The 22,793-nt window shown below is 71.1% G+C and carries 21 protein-coding genes and 1 rRNA gene; 5 read left to right on the top strand and 17 right to left on the bottom strand.

Going from position 1 to position 22,793, the window contains the following annotated elements; all coding sequences use genetic code 11:
• Window positions 1–10 precede the first annotated feature (10 nt).
• Window positions 11–1,735, bottom strand: coding sequence for a lysine--tRNA ligase (lysS, locus tag ACZ7G1_RS21745; protein WP_470873952.1), 1,725 nt, complete (start codon window positions 1,733–1,735; stop codon window positions 11–13).
• A gap of 229 nt (window positions 1,736–1,964) precedes the next feature.
• Between lysS and argS the strand changes: the two genes are divergently transcribed.
• Complete coding sequence (gene argS / locus ACZ7G1_RS21740; RefSeq protein WP_470873950.1) at window positions 1,965–3,740, top strand: arginine--tRNA ligase; 1,776 nt, start codon at window positions 1,965–1,967, stop codon at window positions 3,738–3,740.
• 49 nt (window positions 3,741–3,789) lie between these two features.
• Here argS and ACZ7G1_RS21735 read toward each other — a convergent pair whose 3' ends face one another.
• Complete coding sequence (locus tag ACZ7G1_RS21735) at window positions 3,790–4,059, bottom strand: DUF1876 domain-containing protein (protein WP_470874389.1); 270 nt, start codon at window positions 4,057–4,059, stop codon at window positions 3,790–3,792.
• A gap of 185 nt (window positions 4,060–4,244) precedes the next feature.
• On the opposite strand from ACZ7G1_RS21735, the gene ACZ7G1_RS21730 reads away from it, so the two are divergent.
• Entirely contained in the window at window positions 4,245–5,105 is an 861-nt protein-coding gene (locus tag ACZ7G1_RS21730) for a DUF4253 domain-containing protein (RefSeq protein ID WP_470873949.1), read from the top strand.
• Between the two features lie 64 nt (window positions 5,106–5,169).
• Here the strand turns inward: ACZ7G1_RS21730 and hemB are convergent, their stop codons facing one another.
• The 6 genes from hemB to ACZ7G1_RS21700 form a co-directional block, all read right to left on the bottom strand.
• Window positions 5,170–6,174 (bottom strand): porphobilinogen synthase, encoded by a 1,005-nt coding sequence (gene hemB, locus ACZ7G1_RS21725; protein ID WP_470873948.1) that lies wholly within the window; start codon window positions 6,172–6,174, stop codon window positions 5,170–5,172.
• Between the two features lie 150 nt (window positions 6,175–6,324).
• Window positions 6,325–7,995: a bifunctional uroporphyrinogen-III C-methyltransferase/uroporphyrinogen-III synthase gene (locus tag ACZ7G1_RS21720; protein ID WP_470873947.1), complete on the bottom strand. Its 1,671-nt coding sequence runs from the start codon at window positions 7,993–7,995 to the stop codon at window positions 6,325–6,327.
• Complete coding sequence (gene hemC / locus ACZ7G1_RS21715; RefSeq protein WP_470873945.1) at window positions 7,992–8,978, bottom strand: hydroxymethylbilane synthase; 987 nt, start codon at window positions 8,976–8,978, stop codon at window positions 7,992–7,994. The genes ACZ7G1_RS21720 and hemC overlap by 4 nt, the downstream gene beginning before the upstream one ends.
• Entirely contained in the window at window positions 8,975–10,330 is a 1,356-nt protein-coding gene (locus tag ACZ7G1_RS21710; RefSeq protein WP_470873943.1) for a glutamyl-tRNA reductase, read from the bottom strand. The genes hemC and ACZ7G1_RS21710 overlap by 4 nt, the downstream gene beginning before the upstream one ends.
• Window positions 10,327–11,118 carry a redox-sensing transcriptional repressor Rex gene (locus ACZ7G1_RS21705; RefSeq protein WP_470873942.1) on the bottom strand — a complete coding sequence of 264 codons (792 nt, stop codon included), beginning with the start codon at window positions 11,116–11,118 and terminating at the stop codon, window positions 10,327–10,329. The genes ACZ7G1_RS21710 and ACZ7G1_RS21705 overlap by 4 nt, the downstream gene beginning before the upstream one ends.
• A 272-nt stretch (window positions 11,119–11,390) precedes the next feature.
• The gene (locus ACZ7G1_RS21700) at window positions 11,391–11,672 is read right to left on the bottom strand and encodes a glutaredoxin family protein (protein ID WP_470873940.1); all 282 of its coding nucleotides are present in this window, start codon (window positions 11,670–11,672) and stop codon (window positions 11,391–11,393) included.
• Window positions 11,673–11,789: 117 nt separating this feature from the next.
• On the opposite strand from ACZ7G1_RS21700, the gene ACZ7G1_RS21695 reads away from it, so the two are divergent.
• The 3 genes from ACZ7G1_RS21695 to ACZ7G1_RS21685 all read left to right on the top strand — a co-directional run bounded on the left by ACZ7G1_RS21695 (window position 11,790) and on the right by ACZ7G1_RS21685 (window position 15,518).
• Complete coding sequence (locus ACZ7G1_RS21695) at window positions 11,790–12,752, top strand: HAD family hydrolase (RefSeq protein WP_470873938.1); 963 nt, start codon at window positions 11,790–11,792, stop codon at window positions 12,750–12,752.
• Between the two features lie 449 nt (window positions 12,753–13,201).
• Window positions 13,202–13,987 carry an ECF subfamily RNA polymerase sigma factor, BldN family gene (locus ACZ7G1_RS21690; protein WP_017240953.1) on the top strand — a complete coding sequence of 262 codons (786 nt, stop codon included), beginning with the start codon at window positions 13,202–13,204 and terminating at the stop codon, window positions 13,985–13,987.
• Between the two features lie 298 nt (window positions 13,988–14,285).
• Window positions 14,286–15,518, top strand: coding sequence for a DUF5667 domain-containing protein (locus ACZ7G1_RS21685; RefSeq protein ID WP_470873936.1), 1,233 nt, complete (start codon window positions 14,286–14,288; stop codon window positions 15,516–15,518).
• 91 nt (window positions 15,519–15,609) lie between these two features.
• Here ACZ7G1_RS21685 and ACZ7G1_RS21680 read toward each other — a convergent pair whose 3' ends face one another.
• The 9 genes from ACZ7G1_RS21680 to rrf form a co-directional block, all read right to left on the bottom strand.
• Window positions 15,610–16,656: a lysophospholipid acyltransferase family protein gene (locus ACZ7G1_RS21680; RefSeq protein ID WP_470873935.1), complete on the bottom strand. Its 1,047-nt coding sequence runs from the start codon at window positions 16,654–16,656 to the stop codon at window positions 15,610–15,612.
• A gap of 16 nt (window positions 16,657–16,672) precedes the next feature.
• A complete protein-coding gene (locus ACZ7G1_RS21675; RefSeq protein WP_470874387.1) occupies window positions 16,673–17,755 on the bottom strand; it encodes an NAD-dependent epimerase/dehydratase family protein in 1,083 nt (360 codons plus the stop codon).
• Window positions 17,756–17,917: 162 nt separating this feature from the next.
• Window positions 17,918–18,016, bottom strand: a complete 99-nt coding sequence (locus ACZ7G1_RS21670) for a 30S ribosomal protein bS22 (RefSeq protein WP_003948845.1) — start codon at window positions 18,014–18,016, stop codon at window positions 17,918–17,920.
• 163 nt (window positions 18,017–18,179) lie between these two features.
• Window positions 18,180–18,389, bottom strand: coding sequence for a helix-turn-helix domain-containing protein (locus tag ACZ7G1_RS21665; RefSeq protein WP_017240950.1), 210 nt, complete (start codon window positions 18,387–18,389; stop codon window positions 18,180–18,182).
• A 127-nt stretch (window positions 18,390–18,516) separates the two neighbouring features.
• Window positions 18,517–19,332, bottom strand: a complete 816-nt coding sequence (locus tag ACZ7G1_RS21660; protein WP_470873933.1) for a phosphatase — start codon at window positions 19,330–19,332, stop codon at window positions 18,517–18,519.
• A 108-nt stretch (window positions 19,333–19,440) separates the two neighbouring features.
• Window positions 19,441–20,616, bottom strand: a complete 1,176-nt coding sequence (locus tag ACZ7G1_RS21655; protein ID WP_470873931.1) for an acetoin utilization protein AcuC — start codon at window positions 20,614–20,616, stop codon at window positions 19,441–19,443.
• Window positions 20,585–21,784, bottom strand: a complete 1,200-nt coding sequence (locus ACZ7G1_RS21650) for an MFS transporter (protein ID WP_470873929.1) — start codon at window positions 21,782–21,784, stop codon at window positions 20,585–20,587. Before ACZ7G1_RS21650 ends, ACZ7G1_RS21655 begins: the two co-directional genes overlap by 32 nt.
• A 43-nt stretch (window positions 21,785–21,827) precedes the next feature.
• Window positions 21,828–22,475: an HAD family hydrolase gene (locus tag ACZ7G1_RS21645; RefSeq protein ID WP_470873927.1), complete on the bottom strand. Its 648-nt coding sequence runs from the start codon at window positions 22,473–22,475 to the stop codon at window positions 21,828–21,830.
• 67 nt (window positions 22,476–22,542) lie between these two features.
• Window positions 22,543–22,659, bottom strand: a 5S ribosomal RNA gene (rrf, locus tag ACZ7G1_RS21640).
• Window positions 22,660–22,793: the final 134 nt, after the last annotated feature.

Here is a 22,793-nt window from a genome sequence, read left to right as displayed (position 1 = left end):
GCTCACGCGCTCACGCGCCGAGCAGCTTCCTCACCCGGTCCGCACCCACCGCGAGGAGCAGCGTGGGCAGGCGGGGCCCGGTCTCACGGCTCACGAGGAGCTTGTAGAGCAGGGCGAAGAAGGCGCGCTGGGCGAGCTTGAGCTCGGGCGTCGGCTTGGCCTCGGCGTCGAGTCCGGCCATGACCTTCGGGACGCCGTAGACGAGCGTGGTGAGCCCGTCGAGCGACCAGTGGGTGTCGAGGCCCTCCAGGAGGAGGCGCAGCGATTCGCGGCCCTCGTCGTCCAGGGAGCCGAGGAGCTCGGTGTCGGGCTCGTCGCGGACGATGGTGCGCTGGTCGGCCGGGACGTGCTTGGTGATCCAGTTCTCGGCGCGGTCGAGGCGCGGCCGGACCTCGTCGAGCGTGGTGACCGGGTTCTCCGGGTCGAGCTCGGTGAGGATCCGCAGGGTCTGCTCGTCGTGGCCGGCGGTGATGTCCATGACCGAGGCCAGCGTCCGGTACGGGAGCGGGCGGGGGGTCCTGGGCAGTTCGCCGGCGGCCGTGCGGGCGGCGCGGGAGTGCGCGGCGGCGTCGGCGGGCAGCACGGAGCCGTCGGCGACCTTGGCCTCCAGCTTGTCCCACTCGTCGTACAGCCGCTGGATCTCCTGGTCGAAGGCGATCTTGAAGGACTGGTTGGGCTTGCGGCGGGCGTACAGCCAGCGCAGCAGCTGCGGCTCCATGATCTCGAGCGCGTCGGCCGCGGTGGGCACGCCGCCCTTCGAGGAGGACATCTTGGCCATGCCGCTGATGCCGACGAAGGCGTACATGGGGCCGATGGGCTGGACGCCGTCGAAGACCTCGCGGACGATCTGGCCGCCGACGACGAAGGAGGAGCCGGGCGAGGAGTGGTCGACGCCGGAGGGCTCGAAGATGACGCCCTCGTACGCCCAGCGCATCGGCCAGTCGACCTTCCAGACCAGCTTGCCGCGGTTGAACTCGCTGAGCTTGACGGTCTCGGCGAAGCCGCAGTCGGTGCAGGTGTAGGCCAGCTCGGTCGTCTCGTCGTCGTACGAGGTGACGGTGGTCAGGTCCTTCTCGCACCGGCCGCAGTAGGGCTTGTACGGGAAGTAGCCGGAGGTGCCGCCGGAGCCGTCGTCCTCGCCGGCGGCGCCGGAGCCTTCCTCGGCCTCCAGCTCGGCCTCGTCGACGGGCTTCTGGGACTGCTTCTTCGGGGCCTTCTTCGTCCGGTACTGGTCGAGGATGGCGTCGATGGCGCCGCGGTGCTTCATCGCGTGCAGGATCTGCTCGCGGTAGACGCCCGAGGTGTACTGCTCGGTCTGGCTGATCGGGTCGTACTCGACGCCGAGCTCGGCCAGGGCCTCGACCATGGCGGCCTTGAAGTGCTCGGCCCAGTTCGGGTGGGGCGAGCCGGCGGGGGCCGGGACGGAGGTCAGCGGCTTGCCGATGTGGTCGGCCCAGGAGGCGTCGATGCCCTCGATGCCGTTGGGGACCTTGCGGTAGCGGTCGTAGTCGTCCCAGGAGATGAGGTGCCTGACCTCGTGCCCGCGGCGGCGGATCTCGTCGGCGACCAGGTGCGGGGTCATGACCTCGCGGAGGTTGCCGAGGTGGATCGGGCCGGACGGGGAGAGGCCGGAGGCGACGACGACCGGTTTGCCAGGCGCACGTCGCTCCGACTCGGCGATGACCTCGTCCGCGAAACGGGAGACCCAGTCGGTCTCGGTGCTGCTCTGAGCCACGGTCGGTACGTCCTTCTTCCTGAGGGGTGCTGCCTGACAGCTCTACGTGAAGCCATTCTCCCAGACGGAACGGAACACTCCGAGGTTGTCCACAAGACGGAGCTCTCCGGAGTCGTCCACAAGACGGAGCTCTCCGGAGTCGTCCACAGGCGGGGAAATCACGTTGCCCCGCCATGGGACACTTGACAAGCGATTTCAGACCCGACGAACTCAACAGGAACGGAAGCTCATGGCCTCGGTCCCTTCCCTCGCTTCGACCGTGCGACAGCGCCTCGCGGAAGGCCTCTCGGCAGCCCTGCCGGACGCCGCCTCCGCCGACCCGCTGCTGCGACGAAGCGACCGGGCCGACTTCCAGGCCAACGGCATCCTGGCGCTCGCCAAGCAGCTCAAGGGCAATCCGCGTGAGCTGGCGACGAAGGTCGTCGAGGCGATCCCGGCGAACGACGTGCTGAAGGAGATCGAGGTCTCCGGCCCCGGCTTCCTGAACATCACGGTCACCGACGCGGCGATCGTCGAGACCCTCGCGGCGCGCGCCGCGGACGCGCGTCTCGGCGTCCCGTTCCGCGAGTCGGCCGGCACCACGGTCATCGACTACGCCCAGCCGAACGTGGCCAAGGAGATGCACGTCGGCCACCTGCGGTCCGCCGTGATCGGCGCCGCGATGGTGGAGATCCTGGAGTTCACGGGCGAGACCGTGGTCCGCCGGCACCACATCGGCGACTGGGGCACCCAGTTCGGCATGCTCATCCAGTACCTGATCGAGCACCCGCACGAGCTGGACCACAAGGCCGAGGACGGCGCCGAGGTCTCCGGTGAGGAGGCCATGTCGAACCTGAACAGGCTCTACAAGGCCTCGCGCGCCCTGTTCGACTCCGACGAGGAGTTCAAGACCCGGGCCCGCGCGCGCGTGGTGGACCTCCAGGCCGGCGACGAGGAGACGCTCGCGCTCTGGCAGCGCTTCGTCGACGAGTCGAAGATCTACTTCTACTCGGTCTTCGACAAGCTCGACATGGACATCCGGGACGGCGACGTCGTCGGCGAGTCCGGCTACAACGACATGCTGGCGGAGACCTGCCGGATCCTCGAGGAGTCGGGCGTCGCCGTCCGCTCCGAGGGCGCGCTGTGCGTCTTCTTCGACGACGTGAAGGGCCCGGACGGCAACCCGACCCCGCTCATCGTCCAGAAGTCCGACGGCGGCTTCGGCTACGCGGCGACGGACCTGTCCGCGATCCGCGACCGGGTGCGGAACCTCAAGGCGACCTCCCTGCTCTACGTGGTGGACGCCCGCCAGTCCCTGCACTTCAAGATGGTCTTCGAGACGGCCCGCCGGGCCGGCTGGCTGAACGACGAGGTCAAGGCCGTCCAGCTGGCCTTCGGCACCGTCCTCGGCAAGGACGGCAAGCCGTTCAAGACCCGTGAGGGCGAGACGGTCCGCCTCGTCGACCTGCTCGACGAGGCCGTCGACCGGGCGACCGCGGTCGTCCGCGAGAAGGCCGAGAAGGTCGGCCTGACCGAGACGGAGATCGTCGAGAACGGCCGGTACGTCGGCATCGGCGCGGTCAAGTACGCCGACCTGTCGACGTCCGCCGCCCGTGACTACAAGTTCGACCTGGACCAGATGGTGTCGCTGAACGGCGACACGTCGGTGTACCTGCAGTACGCGTACGCCCGGATCAAGTCCATCTTCGGCAAGGCCGGCGACCGCACCCCGGCCGCCCACCCGGAGCTGGAGCTCGCCCCGGCGGAGCGCGCGCTCGGCCTGCACCTGGACCGGTTCGCCGAGACGGTGGCCGAGGCGGCGGAGGAGTACGCGCCGCACAAGCTCACCGCGTACCTGTACCAGCTGGCCTCGCTGTACACGACGTTCTACGACCAGTGCCCGGTCATCAAGCCGGAGCCGGCGCTCGAGGTCGCGGAGAACCGCCTCTTCCTGTGCGACCTGACCGCCCGCACGCTCCACCAGGGCATGGCCCTCCTGGGCATCAGGACGCCCGAGCGCCTCTGACCGCACGGACGAAGCGAAGCCCCCGGCATCCGTGCCGGGGGCTTCGTCGTCAGTGGATGCTGTGCGAGGTCCGGCCCGACACCTCGTCGATCTCCGTGTGGGCCTTCTGCAGGAGCTTCGACGCCAGGTCCATCAGGGCCCGCGCCCCGGCGATCTCCTCGCCCACCCGCAGCTGCTCCGGGTCGGAGGGGTGCCGGTTCGCGCTGCCGTGGGACCGGTATTCGGTCCCGTCCGTGAGCCGGACCATGGCCGCGCACTCCGTCCGGCTGCCCTGCTCCTTGAACTCCATCTCCACATGCCATCCGACAAGCGTGTTCATCATGAGGACCACCTCCACCGAGGTACCTGTCGGCTACCTCTCCAGAGTGCCCCGCCCCCACGGCCCCCACCACTCGCCCACCACGGGCCCGCCACGCGCCCGGGCCCCCGTCCGGCCGGCGCGGCCCGCGGCGGCATCCGCCCTGCTCACACCCCGTTGTCAGTGCCGCACCGTACGTTCTCGTCATGGCGATGATCCCGAACCAGCTGCCCCGGCTCGCAGCCGAACCGACCGGCCGTTCCCTCGGCCTCGACCTGCCGCCCGGCGCCCTCACAGGCCCGGCGGACGCCCCCTGGCTCTGGTCGGGGCACGCCCCGGCGGGGCCCGAAGGCTGGGCGGCGCTGCGCCCGGCGGCCCGCTCGGCGGGGCTGCTGCCGGTCCTGCTCGACGGGCCGCGCGACCTGGCCAAGTGGCACCTGATGCCGGAGCTGATGACCGACCCGGCGGACCACGACGCCGAGGAGGTGCTCGCCGAGTTCTGGGACGACTACGCGGCCTCGGTGATACCGGAGGAGGACCGGGACCCGGCGACGACCGCCGCCGTGGTGGAGCTGTTCGGCGAGCAGCCGGAGTACGAGGAGATCGTGGCCCCCTTCGCCGCCGGCTGGCCCGGCCGGTCCCCCGCGCTCCCGCCGCGCTCGGACCCCGACCGCGCGGCGGCCGCCGTCGCCGAGACCCTCACCGAGCCCGGCGCGTGGCTCGCCGACGCCCGCCCGGCCCTGGTCCCGGCCCGGCGCAGCGCCGACATACCGGCGGTCATCGGCTGGACGGGCCCGCTGAACCACGAGAACGACGTGGCGCGGCTGTGCGCGGTGCTCCGCTCCTGGGAGGACCGGTTCGGCGCCCGCGTCGTCGCCCTCACCGCCGACCAGCTGCTCGTCTCGGTGGCGGCACCGCCCCGGACTCCCGAGGAGGCCGAGGCGGTGGCGGCGGAGCACTTCGCGTTCTGCCCGGACAACATCACGCAGGGACACCACGCCACCCTGCGCGAGTACGCCGCGAAGGCCCTCCTCGAAGCCCCCGTCTGGAGCTTCTGGTGGGACTGAGCAACCACCTCGCCGAAACCGGCTACCGCCCCGCCAGAACCGGCAACCGCCCCGCCGGAACCGGCTACCGGCGCCCGGCGGCGAGCTTCTGGGCGACCTCGGTGGCCCAGTAGGTGAGGATCATCTGCGCGCCGGCGCGCCGGATGCCGGTGAGGGTCTCCAGGATCGCCTTGTCCCGGTCGATCCAGCCCTTCTCGGCCGCCGCCTCGACCATCGCGTACTCACCGCTGATCTGGTACGCGGCGACGGGGACGTCCACCGCCTCGGCGACCTTGGCCAGGACGTCGAGGTAGGGGCCGGCCGGCTTCACCATCACCATGTCCGCGCCCTCCTCCAGGTCCAGCGCCAGCTCGCGCATCGACTCGCGGAGGTTGGCGGGGTCCTGCTGGTAGGTCTTGCGGTCGCCCTGGAGGGAGGAGCCGACGGCCTCGCGGAAGGGGCCGTAGAAGGCGGAGGAGTACTTCGCGGTGTACGCGAGGATGGAGACGTCCTCCTTGCCGATGGTGTCCAGGGCGTCCCGGATCACTCCGACCTGCCCGTCCATCATCCCGGAGGGGCCCACCACGTGGACGCCGGCGTCGGCCTGGACCTGCGCCATCTCGGCGTAGCGCTCCAGGGTGGCGTCGTTGTCGACCCGCCCGTCCTCGCCGAGGACACCGCAGTGGCCGTGGTCGGTGTACTCGTCGAGGCACAGGTCCGACATGATGACGAGCTCGTCGCCGACCTCGGCCTTCACGTCGCGGATGGCGACCTGGAGGATCCCGTCCGGGTCCGTCCCCGCGGTCCCCGCGCCGTCCTTCTTCTCGTCCTCGGGCACGCCGAACAGCATGATCCCGGAGACCCCGGCCTCGAGCGCCTCCACCGCGGCCTTCCGCAGCGTGTCCCGCGTGTGCTGGACGACCCCCGGCATCGCCTGGATCGCCACCGGCTCCGAGATCCCCTCCCGCACGAACGCGGGCAGGATCAGGTCCGCCGGCTGCAGCCGCGTCTCAGCGACCATCCGCCGCATTGCCGGCGTCGTCCGCAGCCTCCGCGGCCGCGCCCCAGGAAACGATCCATACGAGTTCATCCCCCCAAACTACGCCCGCCGCCCCCCACCCCTTACCAACACCTTGTGGGCATATCCGCACCCCCCGCGCACCAAGGCCCCCGCACAGACGAAAGCAGGGTGCGAGCCCCCAAGGGGACCCGCACCCTGCTCGGAACCACACCGCACCGACTAGGTCGTGCGACGCCTCCGCGCCCCGGGGCGCCGTTCGCTGGGCCGGGTCACCGGGTCGCCGGCCTCGCGCGCGGCCTCGCGGCGGCGCAGGCCGAAGTCGGCGAGGGCCTCGGCGAGCTTGTGCACCGACGGCTCCGGCGACAGGACGTCGACCCGCAGGCCGTGCTCCTCCGCCGTCTTGGCGGTGGCCGGGCCGATGCAGGCGATGACGGTCACGTTGTGCGGCTTGCCGGCGATGCCGACGAGGTTCCGCACGGTGGACGACGAGGTGAAGAGCACCGCGTCGAAACCGCCGCCCTTGATCGCCTCACGGGTGTCCGCCGGCGGCGGCGAGGCCCGTACGGTCCGGTAGGCGGTGACGTCGTCGACCTCCCAGCCGAGCTCGATCAGACCGGCGACCAGCGTCTCGGTCGCGATGTCGGCCCGCGGCAGGAAGACGCGGTCGATCGGGTCGAAGACCGGGTCGTACGGCGGCCAGTCCTCCAGGAGCCCGGCCGCGGACTGCTCGCCCGACGGCACCAGGTCCGGCTTCACACCGAAGTCGACGAGCGCGGCGGCGGTCTGCTCGCCCACGGCCGCGACCTTGATCCCGGCGAAGGCGCGGGCGTCGAGCCCGTACTCCTCGAACTTCTCGCGCACGGCCTTGACCGCGTTCACCGAGGTGAAGGCGATCCACTCGTAGCGTCCGGTGACGAGCCCCTTCACGGCCCGCTCCATCTGCTGCGGGGTCCGCGGCGGCTCGACGGCGATCGTCGGCACCTCGTGCGGCACCGCGCCGTAGGAACGCAGCTGGTCGGAGAGCGAGGCGGCCTGCTCCTTGGTACGCGGCACGAGCACCCGCCACCCGAAGAGCGGCTTCGACTCGAACCACGACAGCTGGTCCCGCTGCGCGGCGGCGCTGCGCTCGCCGACCACGGCTATGACCGGCCGGTGGCCCTCGGGCGAGGGGAGTACCTTGCCCTGCTTGAAGACCTGGGCGATGGTGCCGAGGGTCGCGTTCCAGGTGCGCTGCCTGGTCGTCGTACCGGCGATGGTGACGGTGAGCGGGGTGTCCGGCTTACGGCCCGCGGACACCAGCTCACCGGCCGCGGCGGCGACCGAGTCGAGCGAGGTGGAGACGACGACGGTGCCGTCGGAGGCACCGACCTCGGCCCAGCACCGCTCGTCGGCGGTACGGGCGTCGACGAAGCGCACGTCCGTACCCTGCGCGTCGCGCAGCGGCACACCCGCGTACGCGGGCACGCCGACGACGGTGGCGACACCGGGGACGACCTCGAAGGGGATGCCCTCGGCGGCGCAGGCGAGCATCTCGGCTCCCGCGTTCCCGTCGAGGCCGGGGTCGCCGGTCACCGCACGGACGACCCGCCTGCCGCCCCTCGCGGCCTCCATGACAAGATTGGCCGCATCCCTCAACACGGGGACACCGGCGGCTGTTGACGCCTCGTCAACAACCGTCAGCTCAGGCGTGCTCACCCCCGCACGGGCATGGCCGCGAACGACCTCGAGCACCTCGGGCTCGGCGATCAGGACGTCCGCTCCCGCCAGGGCTTCGACGGCCCTGAGGGTCAGCAGTCCGGGGTCGCCCGGCCCTGCGCCGAGGAACGTCACGTGTCCATGGCCGCCGAAGGCCGGGGACAGGGGGCTGGTGGTCGGGCTGGTGGGGTTCAAAGTGCTCGCTCCCCCATAAGACCGGCCGCGCCCTTGGCGAGCATTTCGTCCGCGAGTTCGCGGCCGAGCGCCATGGCCTCGTCGTGCGAGGTGGGTACGGGTCCGGTGGTGGACAGCTGCACCAGCGTCGAGCCGTCGGTGGTGCCGACGACGCCGCGCAGGCGCATTTCGGTGACAACCTGCCCGTGACCGGGGTCGTCGGCCTGGAGGTCGGCCAGCGCACCCACGGGTGCGGAGCAGCCGGCCTCGAGGGCGGCGAGCAGGGATCGCTCGGCGGTCACGGCGGCCCGGGTGTGCGGGTCGTCGAGCGCGGCGAGCGTGGCGACGAGGTCGGCGTCGGACGCCGGACACTCGATCGCCAGTGCCCCCTGACCGGGGGCGGGCAGGACGGAGTCGACCGACAGGTGGTCGAGCGACAGGGAGCCGGTGAGCTCCGCCGTCCCGCCGATGCGGTTGAGGCCGGCCGCGGCGAGAACCACCGCGTCCAGTTCACCGCTGTGTACATAGCCGACCCGGGTGTCGATGTTCCCCCGGATCGGGACGCAGGTGAGCTCCAGGCCGTGGTTGCGCGCGTAGGCGTGCAGCTGTGCCATCCGGCGCGGCGAGCCGGTGCCGACGCGGGCGCCCTTGGGGAGGGTGTCCAGCGTGACGCCCTCCCGCGCGATGAGTACGTCGCGCGGGTCCTCGCGCCGCGGGATCGCGGCCAGGACGAGCTCCGGGTGCTGTGCGGTCGGCAGGTCCTTCAGGGAGTGGACGGCGAAGTCCACCTCGCCGGCGAGCAGCGCGTCGCGCAGGGCGGCGACGAAGACGCCGGTGCCGCCGATCTGCGCGAGGTGCTCCCGGGAGGTGTCCCCGTACGTCGTGATCTCCACGAGCTCGACGGGCCGGCCGGTCAGCTGCCGGACGGCATCGGCCACGTGCCCGGACTGGGCCATGGCGAGCTTGCTGCGCCTGGTCCCGAGCCTCAGTGCCCTCTCGGTCATACTCGCCCTCGGTTCTTGACGTCGGCGTCATTCAGGTCGGCCCGGCTGACAGAAGCCACCGTCTCCGGGTCGAGGTCGAAGAGTGTCCGCAGCGCGTCCGCGTACCCGGCGCCGCCGGGCTCGCTGGCCAGCTGCTTGACCCGCACGGTCGGCGCGTGCAGGAGCTTGTCGACCACCCGGCGCACGGTCTGGGTGATCTCGGCGCGCTGCTTGTCGTCAAGGCCGGGGAGCCGGCCTTCGAGACGGGCGACCTCGTTGGCCACCACGTCGGCGGCCATGGTGCGCAGGGCGACGACGGTGGGGGTGATGTGGGCGGCGCGCTGGGCGGCGCCGAAGGCGGCGACCTCGTCGGAGACGATGCCCCGGACCTGGTCGACGTCGGCGGCCATGGGCGCGTCGGCGGAGGCCTCGGCGAGCGACTCGATGTCGACGAGCCGGACGCCGGGGACGCGGTGCGCGGCGGCGTCGATGTCGCGGGGCATGGCGAGGTCGAGCAGGTACAGGGGCGCGGAGCGGTCCTGTACGGCGTTCTCGACGGCCTCGCCGGTGAGGACGAGTCCGGTGGCGCCGGTGCAGGAGACGACGACGTCGGCACGTGTCAGTTCGTCGCCGACGGCAACCATCTCGACCGCGCGTGCGGCCGCTCCCGTGCCACCGGGCTCGTTCAGGATCTGGGCGAGCCGCTCGGCGCGGGCCAGGGTGCGGTTGGCGACGACGATCTCGGAGACGCCGGAGCGCGCGAGCGTGGCGGCGGCCAGCGAGGACATCGAGCCGGCGCCGATGACGAGGGCCTTCTTGCCCTTGGCCCAGGTCTCGACGTCGGTGCCGTCGGCGAGCTGCTCCAGGCCGAAGGTGACGAGCGACTGCCCGGCCCGGTCGATGCCGGTCTCGCTGTGGGCGCGCTTGCCGACCCTCAGGGCCTGCTGGAACAGGTCGTTGAGGAGGCGTCCCGCGGTGTGCAGGTCCTGGCCGAGGGCGAGGGCGTCCTTGATCTGGCCGAGGATCTGGCCCTCGCCGACGACCATGGAGTCGAGGCCGCAGGCCACCGAGAAGAGGTGGTGGACGGCCCGGTCCTCGTAGTGCACATAGAGATAAGGAGTGAGCTCGTCGAGGCCGACGCCGCTGTGCTGGGCGAGCAGCGTCGACAGCTCGGCGACCCCGGCGTGGAACTTGTCCACGTCGGCGTAGAGCTCGATGCGGTTGCAGGTGGCCAGGACGGTGCCCTCGGCGGCCGGTTCGGCGGCGAGGGTGTCCTGGAGGAGCTTGGCCTGGGTGTCCCCCGACAGCGAGGCCCGCTCCAGGATGGAGACGGGTGCGCTGCGGTGGCTCAGCCCGACGACGAGAAGGCTCATGCCGGCATCACCGCGGGGAGGTCCCCGTCGGGTCCCTTGCGTCCGCCGCCCGCGCCGCGGGGGGCGGGCGGGGTGGCGACGGTGGTCTCGGCGTCCGTCTCCGGGGCGTTCTCGTTGCCCGACTCCTCGCCGGCCTTGCGCTGCTCGTGGAAGGCGAGGATCTGCAGCTCGATGGAGAGGTCGACCTTGCGGACGTCGACGCCGTCGGGCACGGAGAGCACGGTCGGGGCGAAGTTCAGGATGGAGGTGACTCCGGCGGCCACGAGCCGGTCGCAGACCTGCTGGGCGACGCCGGCCGGGGTCGCGATGACGCCGATGGAGACGCCGTCCTCGTTGATGATCTTCTCGAGGTCGTCGCTGTGCTGTACGGGGATCCCGGCGACCGGCTTGCCGGTCATGGCCGGGTCGGCGTCGATCAGCGCGGCGACCCGGAAGCCACGGGAGGCGAAGCCGCCGTAGCCGGCGAGCGCGGCGCCGAGGTTACCGATGCCGACGATGACGACGGGCCAGTCCTGGGTGAGCCCCAGCTCACGGGAGATCTGGTAGACGAGGTACTCGACGTCGTAGCCGACCCCGCGGGTGCCGTACGAGCCGAGGTAGCTGAAGTCCTTGCGCAGCTTCGCGGAGTTGACGCCCGCGGCGGCCGCGAGCTCCTCGGAGGAGACCGTGGGTACGGAGCGCTCCGAGAGCGCGGTCAGTGCGCGCAGATACAGCGGAAGCCGGGCGACGGTGGCCTCGGGAATTCCTCGGCTACGGGTCGCCGGTCGGTGAGTTCGGCCAGTTGCCACGGTGCTCCTGCGGGATGAGCGGGGCTGCAGGCGGCCATATGTCCCAAGACCGCCCCGTCGAATGCAGGCTATGTCTTTGTGAACGCGTGCACAAAGATGGTGTCCGTTTTGTCTGGCCAAAGTGACCGGGGTCACGCGGCCGGTTCGTATCGTCGTGGAACCGCGGAGCGCGTCAGCGCGTTGAGAACCCGAAGGGGGCAAAACCGCACACACCTCTCACGACGCCGCCCCCGAAACCCAACAAAACGTCCACGATGGTAACCGCCTTTCGGTCAGGCACCCAGTTCGCGCCGGAGCCGCTCCGCGTCCACCTTCCAGAACGTGTGCTGCTCGCCGTCGATCAGGACCACCGGAATCTGCTCCCAGTACGCCCGGTGGAGCTCCTCGTCCTGGGAGATGTCCTTCTCCTCCCAGCGTGCACCCGTCTCCGCGCACACGGCCTCGACCACCGCGCGCGCGTCGTCGCAGAGATGACACCCCGGCTTGCCGATCAGCGTCACGGTGCGCGAGGCGGGATCGGCCTTCTTCTTCGTCCGTCCGAACATGCCGTCCATTCTGTCCCCTCGGCCGTACGGGACCCCGCCACGGATTAACAGGGGAGCCCCACAGTGTTCACGCCCTGGCATCGTCACAAGTCGGGAAGTACCGAACAGACTGGCTATGCTCACGATATGGCCGCTCTGGGATGGCTCACCCCCCGTAGGCGCTCCGCCACCGCGCGCAGCGTCCTCGCAGGCGAGGCCGCTGCCGAGGCAGCGCGCAAGTCCTCGCTCCAGCTGGAACGGGAGCGGGAGGAGGCGGCCGCGTCGACCGGCGCCGCCGAGGCCGAAGCGCCCGCCGAACCGGAGTTCCCGGTCGTCGGGGACGTACGGGCCGCCGCCTTCTTCGACCTCGACAACACCGTGATGCAGGGCGCCGCGATCTTCCACTTCGGCCGCGGCCTCTACAAGCGGAAGTTCTTCCAGCGCCGCGAACTCGCCCGCTTCGCCTGGCAGCAGGCCTGGTTCAGGCTCGCCGGCGTCGAGGACCCCGAGCACATGCAGGACGCCCGCGACAGCGCGCTGTCCATCGTCCAGGGCCACCGCGTCTCCGAACTGATGTCGATCGGCGAGGAGATCTACGACGAGTACATGGCCGACCGCATCTGGCCCGGCACCCGCGGCCTCGCCCAGGCGCACCTCGACGCGGGCCAGAAGGTCTGGCTGGTCACCGCCGCCCCGGTCGAGACGGCCACGATCATCGCCCGGCGGCTCGGCCTGACCGGCGCGCTCGGCACGGTCGCCGAGTCCGTCGACGGCGTCTACACCGGCAAGCTGGTCGGCGAGCCCCTGCACGGCCCCGCCAAGGCCGAGGCGGTACGGGCCCTCGCCGCCGCCGAGGGCCTCGACCTGAGCCGCTGCGCCGCGTACAGCGACTCCCACAACGACATCCCGATGCTCTCGCTCGTCGGCCACCCCTACGCGATCAACCCGGACGCCAAGCTCCGCAAGCACGCGAAGGACCGGGACTGGCGGCTGCGCGACTACCGGACCGGCCGCAAGGCCGCCAAGGTCGGCATCCCCGCGGCCGCGGGCCTGGGCGCCATCGCGGGCGGCACCGCCGCCGCGGTCGCGCTGCACCGCCGCCGCCACTGACGCGGCCCCGCCGAAGATCACCCGGCTCTCTCCGCCCGGCGCGTCGCCCGTCTGCCGATACGTTTCGGCTGCGATCATCTGCGACAACCCCGGACCAAGCGCCCTCACCCGTCCGTGGTCGAACACCCCCGCACACGTCGACCCGCGGGCATTCCGGACTCCTTACCCAGCAGCGGCCACAATCACTCACCCGCCCCGCACTTGAGCACAACTCACCGCCTGCGCAGTCACACTCGGAAGCAAAGTGATCAACAACCAGTCACGAACTGGGCCTTTATCCGACTGCAAGCAGTAACGGAAACGACGGAACCGGTGATTTGAGCAACTGGGTGTAGCGCTGCCTGTACGAAGCGTTATTCTCCTCAGACGCACAAAGGACCCCTCACGTCGCCACGACGGGTGAACGGTCCCGCACTGCACGTGATGGAAGCTCTGCCTCTGGGAGTCCCGTGTACCCACACGTCGGGGTTGACACCTCGGGCCTGGCTACGCTGCGCGCAACGGTCCTCGACCACTTGCGCGGCTTCGTCCCCACCGCGTACGCCGGCCCTGTCCCCGCCTTCGCCTTCGCCGCACCGGCACCCGCCGGCCCTTGCTACGCCCTGGCCGACGGCGGGGCCGCCGTGGGCAGACGTGGTGCGCGCTCCACGACCTCGACCACCCACCGCCGACCCACCGCCGACAGCGACAGCGCCCGCATGATGGACCTGGTCGAGCGGGCCCAGGCCGGCGAGGCCGAAGCCTTCGGCCGGCTGTACGACCAGTACAGCGACACCGTCTACCGCTACATCTACTACCGCGTCGGCGGTAAGGCGACGGCGGAGGACCTCACCAGCGAGACCTTCCTGCGCGCCCTGCGCCGGATCTCCACCTTCACCTGGCAGGGCCGCGACTTCGGCGCCTGGCTCGTCACCATCGCCAGGAACCTGGTCGCGGACCACTTCAAGTCCAGCCGCTTCCGCCTCGAAGTCACCACCGGCGAAATGCTCGACGCCAACGAGGTGGAGCGCAGCCCCGAGGACTCCGTCCTCGAGTCCCTCTCCAACGCGGCGCTGCTCGACGCGGTCCGCCGCCTCAACCCCCAGCAGCAGGAGTGCGTGACCCTGCGCTTCCTCCAGGGCCTCTCGGTCGCCGAGACCGCCCGGGTCATGGGGAAGAACGAGGGTGCCATCAAGACCCTCCAGTACCGGGCCGTCCGCACCCTGGCCCGCCTCCTCCCGGACGACGCCCGCTGACCGGTTCGCGCCCCCCACACGCGCCCCCCGCCCCCGGTCGGCACCCCCACGCCCGTACCTCCCCCCACGCCCCCACGACCCCCGCCCAACTCACAGTCGGTGACGCCTCGATGACGCACTGGTCCGATCATCTTTCGCGCGTAACCCAAGTGCCGCGCCGCTCGTTGTGCGGGATGCAGGCTCCCTGTGGACACGCCATGTCCGCAGCCACTCACTCTTTCGTGTGGATGCGCTCAAGGTGTGCAACCTTCCGGACACCCCGGGGAGTCGACCGTCATGACGAGAGGAGGTGCCGCCAGTGATCGCGAACGTATCGGCGCACCGGCGGGCGAACGCCTTCGCCCAGGCCCTGGAGGACCGGGCGTCCGAGGGCGCGGCGGCCGAGCAGCCCGAAGCCCCGGCCGAACCGGCCGAGCAGGGGCGGCTTTTGGCCTTGGCGAACGGTCTCGGCGAGCTGCCGAAGCCACAGCTGGATCCCGAGGTCAAGGTGGTGCAGCGAGCACAGCTCGTCGCCGCCATGGAAGCGATGCTCATGGAGGGGAGCGCGGCCGCGGGCCCTACGGTGCCGGAGCAGCGGACGGCCGGCGGCAAGGGAACCCACCGGGCCTCCCCGCTCCGCAAGCTCCGCCCCCGATCCCGCTGGACCAAGGGCCTCGCCGCCGGCGGTCTCACCGTCGGTGTGGCGGCCGGAGCCTTCGGCGGAGTGGCCGCTGCCAGCTCCGACGCCCTGCCGGGTGACTCGCTCTACGGGCTCAAGCGGGGCATGGAGGACATCAAGCTGGGCATGGCGGACGACGACGCGGACCGCGGCGGCATCTACCTCGACCAGGCCTCCACCCGCCTCAGCGAAGCCCGCAGGCTCATGGAGCGCGGCCGCGCGGGCGACCTCGACCACGAGTCGCTCACCGAGATCCGCCGCGTCCTGAGCGGAATGAAGCACGACGCCAGCGAAGGCCGGCGGCTGCTCCGCCAGGCGTACCAGCGGGACGGCGAGATCGGCCCGATGGCCCGGCTCAACTCCTTCGCCCAGGCCCACCGCGACACCTGGAACGGCCTCCGCGACCGGCTCCCCGTCCAGCTCGCGGACGTCGGCAGCGAGGTGACGCACGTCTTCGACGCCATAAACGATGACGTCGAGCCGCTCCAGTCGGTGCTTCCCCGCACCCCGGAGAAGGGCGCGATCGGCTCCGAGAGCCCCAGCGGCAGGACCGGCTCCCCGAGCGGCAGCCAGGGCACGGACACCCAGCGTCCGCCGACCGGCGACACCCCCACCCAGGGCAGCCACTCGGCACCGCCCCGCCCGTCCGGCCCCAGCACGGGCACCAGCCCGAGCTCCGGCACCGGCACGGGCTCACCGGAGGACGACGGACTCCTCGGCGGCAGCGCCGGCGGACTCCTCAAGCCCTCCCCGACCGGCAGCCCGACGACCCCCACCGGCGAATCCGCCCCCGGTGTCCCGGACGTCACCCTGCCACCACTCCTGCCGGGCCTCCTTCCAGGCCTCGGCATCGACAGCGAGGACGCTCGCTAGCAAGAGAAGAGGGGCGCCCCCACGGACGGGGGGCGCCCCTCTTCTCTTGACCGGACAGGCCCTTGACCGAACAGGCCCGTGACCGGATCCGTCAGAAGAACACCGACCTCCGCTGCACCAACAGCTTGTACAGCGTGTGCTGGATCTGCTCCCGCACCTGATCCGTCAGGTTGAACATCAGCATCGGGTCCTCCGCCGCCTCGGGCGCGTACGCATCCGTCGGGATCGGCTCACCGAACTGGATGGTCCACTTCGTCGGCAGCGGCACGGCGCCCAGCGGCCCCAGCCACGGGAAGGTCGGCGTCAGCGGGAAGTACGGGAACCCGAGCACACGCGCCAGCGTCTTGGCGTTCCCGAGCATCGGGTATATCTCCTCGGCCCCTACGATCGAGCAGGGCACGATCGGCACCCCGGCCCGCAGCGCCGTCGACACGAAGCCGCCCCGGCCGAACCGCTGGAGCTTGTACCGCTCCCCGAACGGCTTCCCGATCCCCTTGAAGCCCTCCGGCATCACCCCGACGATCTCCCCGGCCCGCAGCAGCCGCTCCGCGTCCTCCGCGCACGCCAGTGTGTGCCCCGCCTTCCGGGCCAGCTCGTTGACGATCGGCAGCACGAACACCAGGTCGGCGGCGAGCAGCCGCAGATGCCGCCCGGCCGGGTGATGGTCGTGGACGGCGACCTGCATCATCAGCCCGTCCAGCGGCACGGTCCCCGAGTGGTTGGCGACGATCAGCGCCCCGCCCTCGGCCGGGATGTTCTCGACGCCCTTCACCTCCACCCGGAAGTACTTCTCGTACAGCGGGCGGAGCAGCGACATCAGGACCTGGTCGGTGAGCTCCTCGTCGTAGCCGAACTCGTCGACCTCGTAGTCGCCGGTGATCCGGCGCCGCAGGAACGCGAGTCCGCCCGCGAGCCGCCGCTCCCAGCCCCCGCCCGCGCCGCCGGCGCCCGGCTCCGCCCCGGACCCGCCGTCCCCGCCGTGCGGGTCCAGGGCGGCCTCGGCCTCCTCCGGCTCCCGGGCGGCCTGCTGCGGCCCCGGGAGGGCCCGTACGGCCGCCGCCTCGCCATCGGCCCGGGAGGGCCGTCGCCGGGCCCGCGAGCGGTCGTCGTCGAACGGAATGACCTTGGCGTCCGCCATCGCTTGTCCGGTCTCCTCAGGCGCCGTCGTGAACAGGGGGAACAGGGGATACGGGGGAAGCCGGCGCCGCGGTCCCGAGCAGCCGCCCGGCGAGCCGGTCCACCGCCCCCGCGAGCGTCTCCGGCGGCAGCAGCCCGGGCCCACGGCCGCGCACGAAGTCCGCGAAGGTCTCCGCCGTCGTGTGCCGCGGCGAGAAGCCGAGGACCTCGCGCGTCTGCACCGTCGACACGACCCGGCCGTGGGTGAGCAGCCGGATCTGCTCGGGCGCGAAGTCGGTGATCCCGACCGTCCGCAGCGCCGTGCCCACCCAGGTGACCGCGGGCAGCAGCACCGGCACGGTGGGCCGGCCGAGCCGCCGCGCGCACTGGGACAGCAGCAGCACCCCGTCGCCGGCCACGTTGAACGTGCCGCTGTTCTGGGTCGCCCTGCGGGGCTCGTGCGCCGCCAGGCGCAGCACGTCGACCACGTCGTCCTCGTGGACGAACTGCAGCCGGGGGTCGTAGCCCAGGACGGTCGGCAGCACCGGCAGCGCCAGGTACTCGGCCAGCGGGGAGTCGATCCGGGGCCCGAGGATGTTCGCGAACCGCAGCACGCACACGGCCACGTCGGGCCGGCGCCGGGCGAAGCCGCGCACGTACCCCTCGACCTCGACGGCGTCCTTGGCGAAGCCTCCGCTCGGCAGCGACTTCGCCGCGGTCGTCTCGGTGAAGACGGCCGGGTCGCGGGGAGCGGAGCCGTAGACGCTCGTACTGGACTTGATCACGAGGCGCCGGATCAGCGGCGACTTCTGGCAGGCGCCGAGCAGCTGCATGGTGCCGATGACGTTGGTCTCCTTGACCGACGTCCGCCCGCCGGCCCCCAGCGCCGTACCGGTGACGTCCAGATGGACCACCGTGTCGACGTCGTGCTCGGCGAGGACCTTCGCGATCTCCGGCCGGCGGATGTCGGCCCGTACGAACTCGGCGGCGCCCAGCTGGTGCGCCGGATCGACCGCATCCACCGCGATCACCCGGTCCACCTCGGGGTCCCGCTGGATCCGCCGCACGAAGCGGCCGCCGAGATGCCGGGCAGCACCGGTGACGAGCACGACCTTGCCCAAGATCAGCGCCTTCCGTCGTCTTCCGTTGGTCGCCACCGTAGCGCCTGCAGATTTCCACGCCATAAAGTCCGCGCCAGTCACGCGCCACAAACAGCGAGGCCCCCCACCGCGAACGGTGAGGGGCCACGCCTTACGCACGATTGCTGCGGTGCAGCGGTCGCCTTACTTCTTGTTGCGACGCTGAACGCGCGTGCGCTTGAGCAGCTTGCGGTGCTTCTTCTTCGCCATCCGCTTGCGCCGCTTCTTGATAACAGAGCCCACGACTACCCTCGCTCACTTCTCGGAACATCCCCGCCTCCCGGCGGGGATCGGTGCGGGGCGTCTGGGCCCACACGACCTACGTCGGCCTAGCCTACCGTCCCGAGGACCGCGCTCGTAATCCGAGGGCCGCATGGAGCTCTCCCGGTGTTCCGCCGCGCGCTCGCTACGCGGTGCCCACCCCCACGAAGGACTCCCTCAGGTACTCGTGAACCGCCTGTTCCGGCACCCGGAAGGACCTGCCCACCCGGATCGCCGGCAGATGACCGCTGTGCACCAAGCGGTACACGGTCATCTTGGAGACGCGCATCACCGCGGCGACTTCCGCCACGGTCAGAAACTTGACCTCGTTGAGAGGTCGATCGCCAGCAGCCATGACCCACCTGTACCTTCCGCCGCGACGCCCACCGGCTTCCCCTCCGGTGACTCTTCGTCGCCGAGCGCTCACTCTCCAGACTAGGGGCGGGTGGTACGAGTGGGGAAGAGGAGCTGCCATCGGCCGTTTACCGTGACAGACACGCTCGATTGAGTACATAGCGCGTGAGAGGACGGTAGTAGTCGGAGCGCACGCCGTCATCAAGCGGAACGGCCACCGACACCTGCCCCTCCGCCTCACCCACGAACAGCGCGGGATCATCCGTATCGGCCAGACCGATGGCCTCGATACCCAGCTGACCAGCACCGCAGACCCATCCGTGGTCCCCCACCACCAGCTCCGGCAGCGGACCCCCGCTCTCCGCCGCGGACTCCAGCGCCGCCCTAACCGGCAGCGGCGAGTGGGAGTGCGCCCCCGGCTCACGCCCTCCCCCCGACGGGCCCGGCTCCCGTACCAGCGCCACCCCCCGCACGTAGTCGAGCAGGTACGTGCGTACGCCGAACCGGGTCGTTATGTCGACACATCGCCCCTGCGCCGGGGTGAGGACAAGACATCCCGCCGCCGACAAGGCGTCTGCGAGAGCGACGTAGAAACCGAGCAGACGATGCGGATGCCCCGTCCCCAACAGCACCGGAACCCGCCGCGCCGCCGCCGCCCCCAACCGCGCCGCGAACGCGTCGAGCCCCCTCAACGTACGCTCCGGATCGATGACGTCCGGCCCCGAACGGTGCGCCGGATCCCCCGACACCCCGCACTTGTCCGCCATCAGCCGCAGCAGCTCCGCCTCACCCCACCCCCACGCCGGATCCAGCCCCAGCAACACCCGCGGATCCCGCGCCGCGAACAGCCGATAGCTCCGCAGGCTCTCCTCCCGCGACGTCGCCACCGTCCCCGCCAACCCCGCCGCCAACAGATGCGCCCGCAGCGCCCCGGTACTCAACACCCTCCCGATGCTGCCGGAACACCACCGCCCGGGTACCCAAACCTCCCGGACACCCCACAGTCGGCGTAACACCCACGCGTCCGTTCCAGCACGGCCCCGCGCGGAACCTCAGGCGAGCAGCCCCCGCAGCGGAAAAGCCGCCTTCCGCGTCGCCAGCACCGACTGGTCGAGCCGGTCCGCCGGGTCGTACCCCTCCGCCCAGTCACGGAAGCCCACCGGCCACCGCCCGTCCGTCATCCGCGCCGGCCCCAACTGCCGGGTCCGCGCGTACACCTCGTCCCGCCACGACGACGGGATCACCGACTCCGGAGCCACCGGAGCGTGCGCCGCGATCCCCACCAGATGCGTCCACGACCGCGGCACGACGTCCACCACCGCGTACCCGCCGCCACCGAGCGCCAGCCAGCGCCCGTCCGCGTACGCGTGCGCCAGCTCGTGACAGGCCTCCTGCACCGCCCGCTGCGCGTCCAGCGACACCGCCAGATGCGCCAGCGGATCCTCGAAGTGCGTGTCCGCCCCGTGCTGCGTCACCAGGACCTGCGGCCGGAAGTCCGCCAGCAGCTCCGGCACCACCGCGTGGAAGGCCCGCAGCCACCCCGCGTCCCCCGTCCCCGCCGGCAGCGCCACGTTCACCGCCCCGCCCTCACCCGCCCCCGCGCCGCCCGTCTCCTCCGGCCACCCCGTCTGCGGGAACAGCGTCCGCGGATGCTCGTGCAGCGACACCGTCAGAACCCGCGGGTCCTCCCAGAACGCCGCCTGCACCCCGTCCCCGTGATGCACGTCCACGTCCACGTACGCGACCCGCTCCGCCCCCAGCTCCAGGAGCCGCGCGATCGCCAGCGACGCGTCGTTGTAGATACAGAACCCCGAGGCCGCCCCCGGCATCGCGTGATGCAGCCCGCCCGCGAAGTTCACCGCGTGCGCCGCCTCCCCGCGCCACACCGCCTCGGCCGCCCCCACCGACTGCCCCGCGATCAGCGCCGACACCTCGTGCATCCCCGCGAACGCCGGATCGTCGACCGTCCCGATCCCGTACGCCTGGTCCGCGTGGCGCGGATCCACCGAAGCCGCCTTCACCGCCGCCACATAGTCCTCGCGGTGCACCAGCCGCAGCGTCGAGTCCCCGGCCGGCTTCGCCGCGACCACGTCCACCGCCCGGTCGAGCCCGAAGGCCCGCACCAGCGACATCGTCAGCGCAAGCCGTACCGGATCCATCGGGTGCTCCGACCCGAAGTCGTACTGCGTGACAGCTTCATCCCACATCAACAGTGCGCGGCCGCTCATGCCCGCCACCGTATCGGGCCCCACGCGAACCGAACGACGTGGCATACACCACCGTCACCAGGACCAGCGCCATCGGCACCACCATCGCCCACCGATAGCTCCACGCGTCCCCCAACGCCCCCACCAGCGGCGACCCGATCAGGAAACCCACGTAGTTGAAGACATTGAGCCGCGCCACCGCCGCGTCACTGTTCTCCGGGAACAACCGGCCCGCCGCCGCGAACGTCTGCGGCACGATCACACTCAGCCCGAACCCCAGCACCGTGAACCCGGCGATCCCCGCCCACGCCCCCTGCGCCACCGCCACCACCGCGAACCCCAGCGCCGCGAGCACCGCCCCGCCCCGCACGACCGCCACGGCCCCTAGCCGCCGCACCCCCAGGTCCCCCACGGCCCGCCCGAGCAGCGTCGTCACCATGTACGCGTTGTACGGCACCGTCGCCAGCTCCTCCGAACTCCCGAGCACGTCCTGGAGGTACTTGGCACTCCAGTTGGAGACCGTGGAATCCCCGATGTACGCGAAGGTCATCACCAGACACAGCGGCAGCAGCAGCTTGAACGCGATCCCGCTCCCCTTGCTCTCCCCCGCCACCTCCACCGGCCCGTCCCCACCGGCCACATACCACCGGCTCCCGACGAGCACCACGGGCAGCAGCACCGCCACCACCGGCAGATACGACACGAACAGCGACAGGTGCCAGTGCGCCCCCACCCACGCCAGCGACGCCCCCGCGATCCCCCCGAGGCTGTACGAGGCATGGAAGCCGAGCATGATGCTCCGCCCGTACGCCCGCTGGAGGCTCACCCCCAACATGTTCATCGAGGCGTCCAGCGCCCCCACCGCCAGACCGAAAAGACCCAGCGCGACCGCCGCCGCCCACAGCTCCGACCCGGCCCCCACCGCCAGCAGGGCCAGCAGCACGAACGGCTGCGCCCACCGCAGCACCACCGCCGGCCCCACCCGCGCCACGACCTTCTCGGTCGCCACGCTCGCCACACCGGCCAGAATCGGCACCGCCGCCAGGAACGCGGGCAGCAGCCCGTCCGAGATCCCGTACTGATCCTGGATCGCCGGTATCCGTGTCACGAGCAGGGCGAAGGTGACTCCCTGCACGAAGAAACTGACCGCCAGGGATCCCCGCCCACGCCGCAACCGCGCATCTGTCATGGCGGCACAGCGTACGGCCGGAAACTACCGCTGGGTAGATGGATCACATCCCCAAAATCGCGGGAAGCTCCTCCATCCGCCCGAAGTAGCCCTTGGCACCCGCCAGCTTCGCCTCCGGCGTCATCGCGGTGAACCCGTACACGTCCATCCCCGCCGCCAGCGCCGCCCGCACCCCCAGCGCGCTGTCCTCCACCACCACACACCGCTCGGGCGCGACCCCCATCCGCTCCGCCGCGTACAGGAAGAGGTCCGGCGCCGGCTTCCCCCGCCCGACGTCCTCGGCGCTGAACACAACGTCGTCCCTGAAGTACACGTCGAGCCCGGTCTTCCGATGCCCCACCCTGATCCGCTCATGACTCCCGGACGAGGCCACGCAGTACGGAACCCCCGCCTCGGCCAGCCCCTTCAGCACGTCCCCTGCCCCGGCCACAGCCTCCAGCTCCGCCCGGAAGGCAGCGAAGACCCGCGCGTGGAACGTCTCGTCGAACTCCGCCGGCAGCTTCTCCCCACTCCGCTCCTCGACCAGCTCATGGATCCGGTGCATCGCGGACCCCATGTAGTCCCGCACCGACTCCTCGTACGTCGTCGGATGCCCCAGCTCCGTCAGATAGCCGGCCAACAAGGTGTTCGAGATCGGCTCGCTGTCCACCAGCACACCGTCGTTGTCGAAAATGACCAGGTCGTATCGCATGCACCAAGCCTAGAACGCAAAAATGCCTCAACCCCCGGAATAAATCCGGGGGTTGAGGCTAAAATTTGTTCGGCGGCGTCCTACTCTCCCACAGGGTCCCCCCTGCAGTACCATCGGCGCTGAAAGGCTTAGCTTCCGGGTTCGGAATGTAACCGGGCGTTTCCCTAACGCTATGACCACCGAAACACTATGAAGTTGAACTCAACCGGCAAATGGGAGTTCATTGCTTCAGAACTAACACAGTGGACGCGAGCAACTGAGGACAAGCCCTCGGCCTATTAGTACCGGTCAGCTCCACCCATTACTGGGCTTCCACAT

This window comes from Streptomyces sp. NPDC037273, from assembly GCF_055603625.1.
The sequence above is the reverse complement of the archived record's forward strand: the minus strand, read 5'-3'. Positions and strand labels throughout refer to the sequence as shown.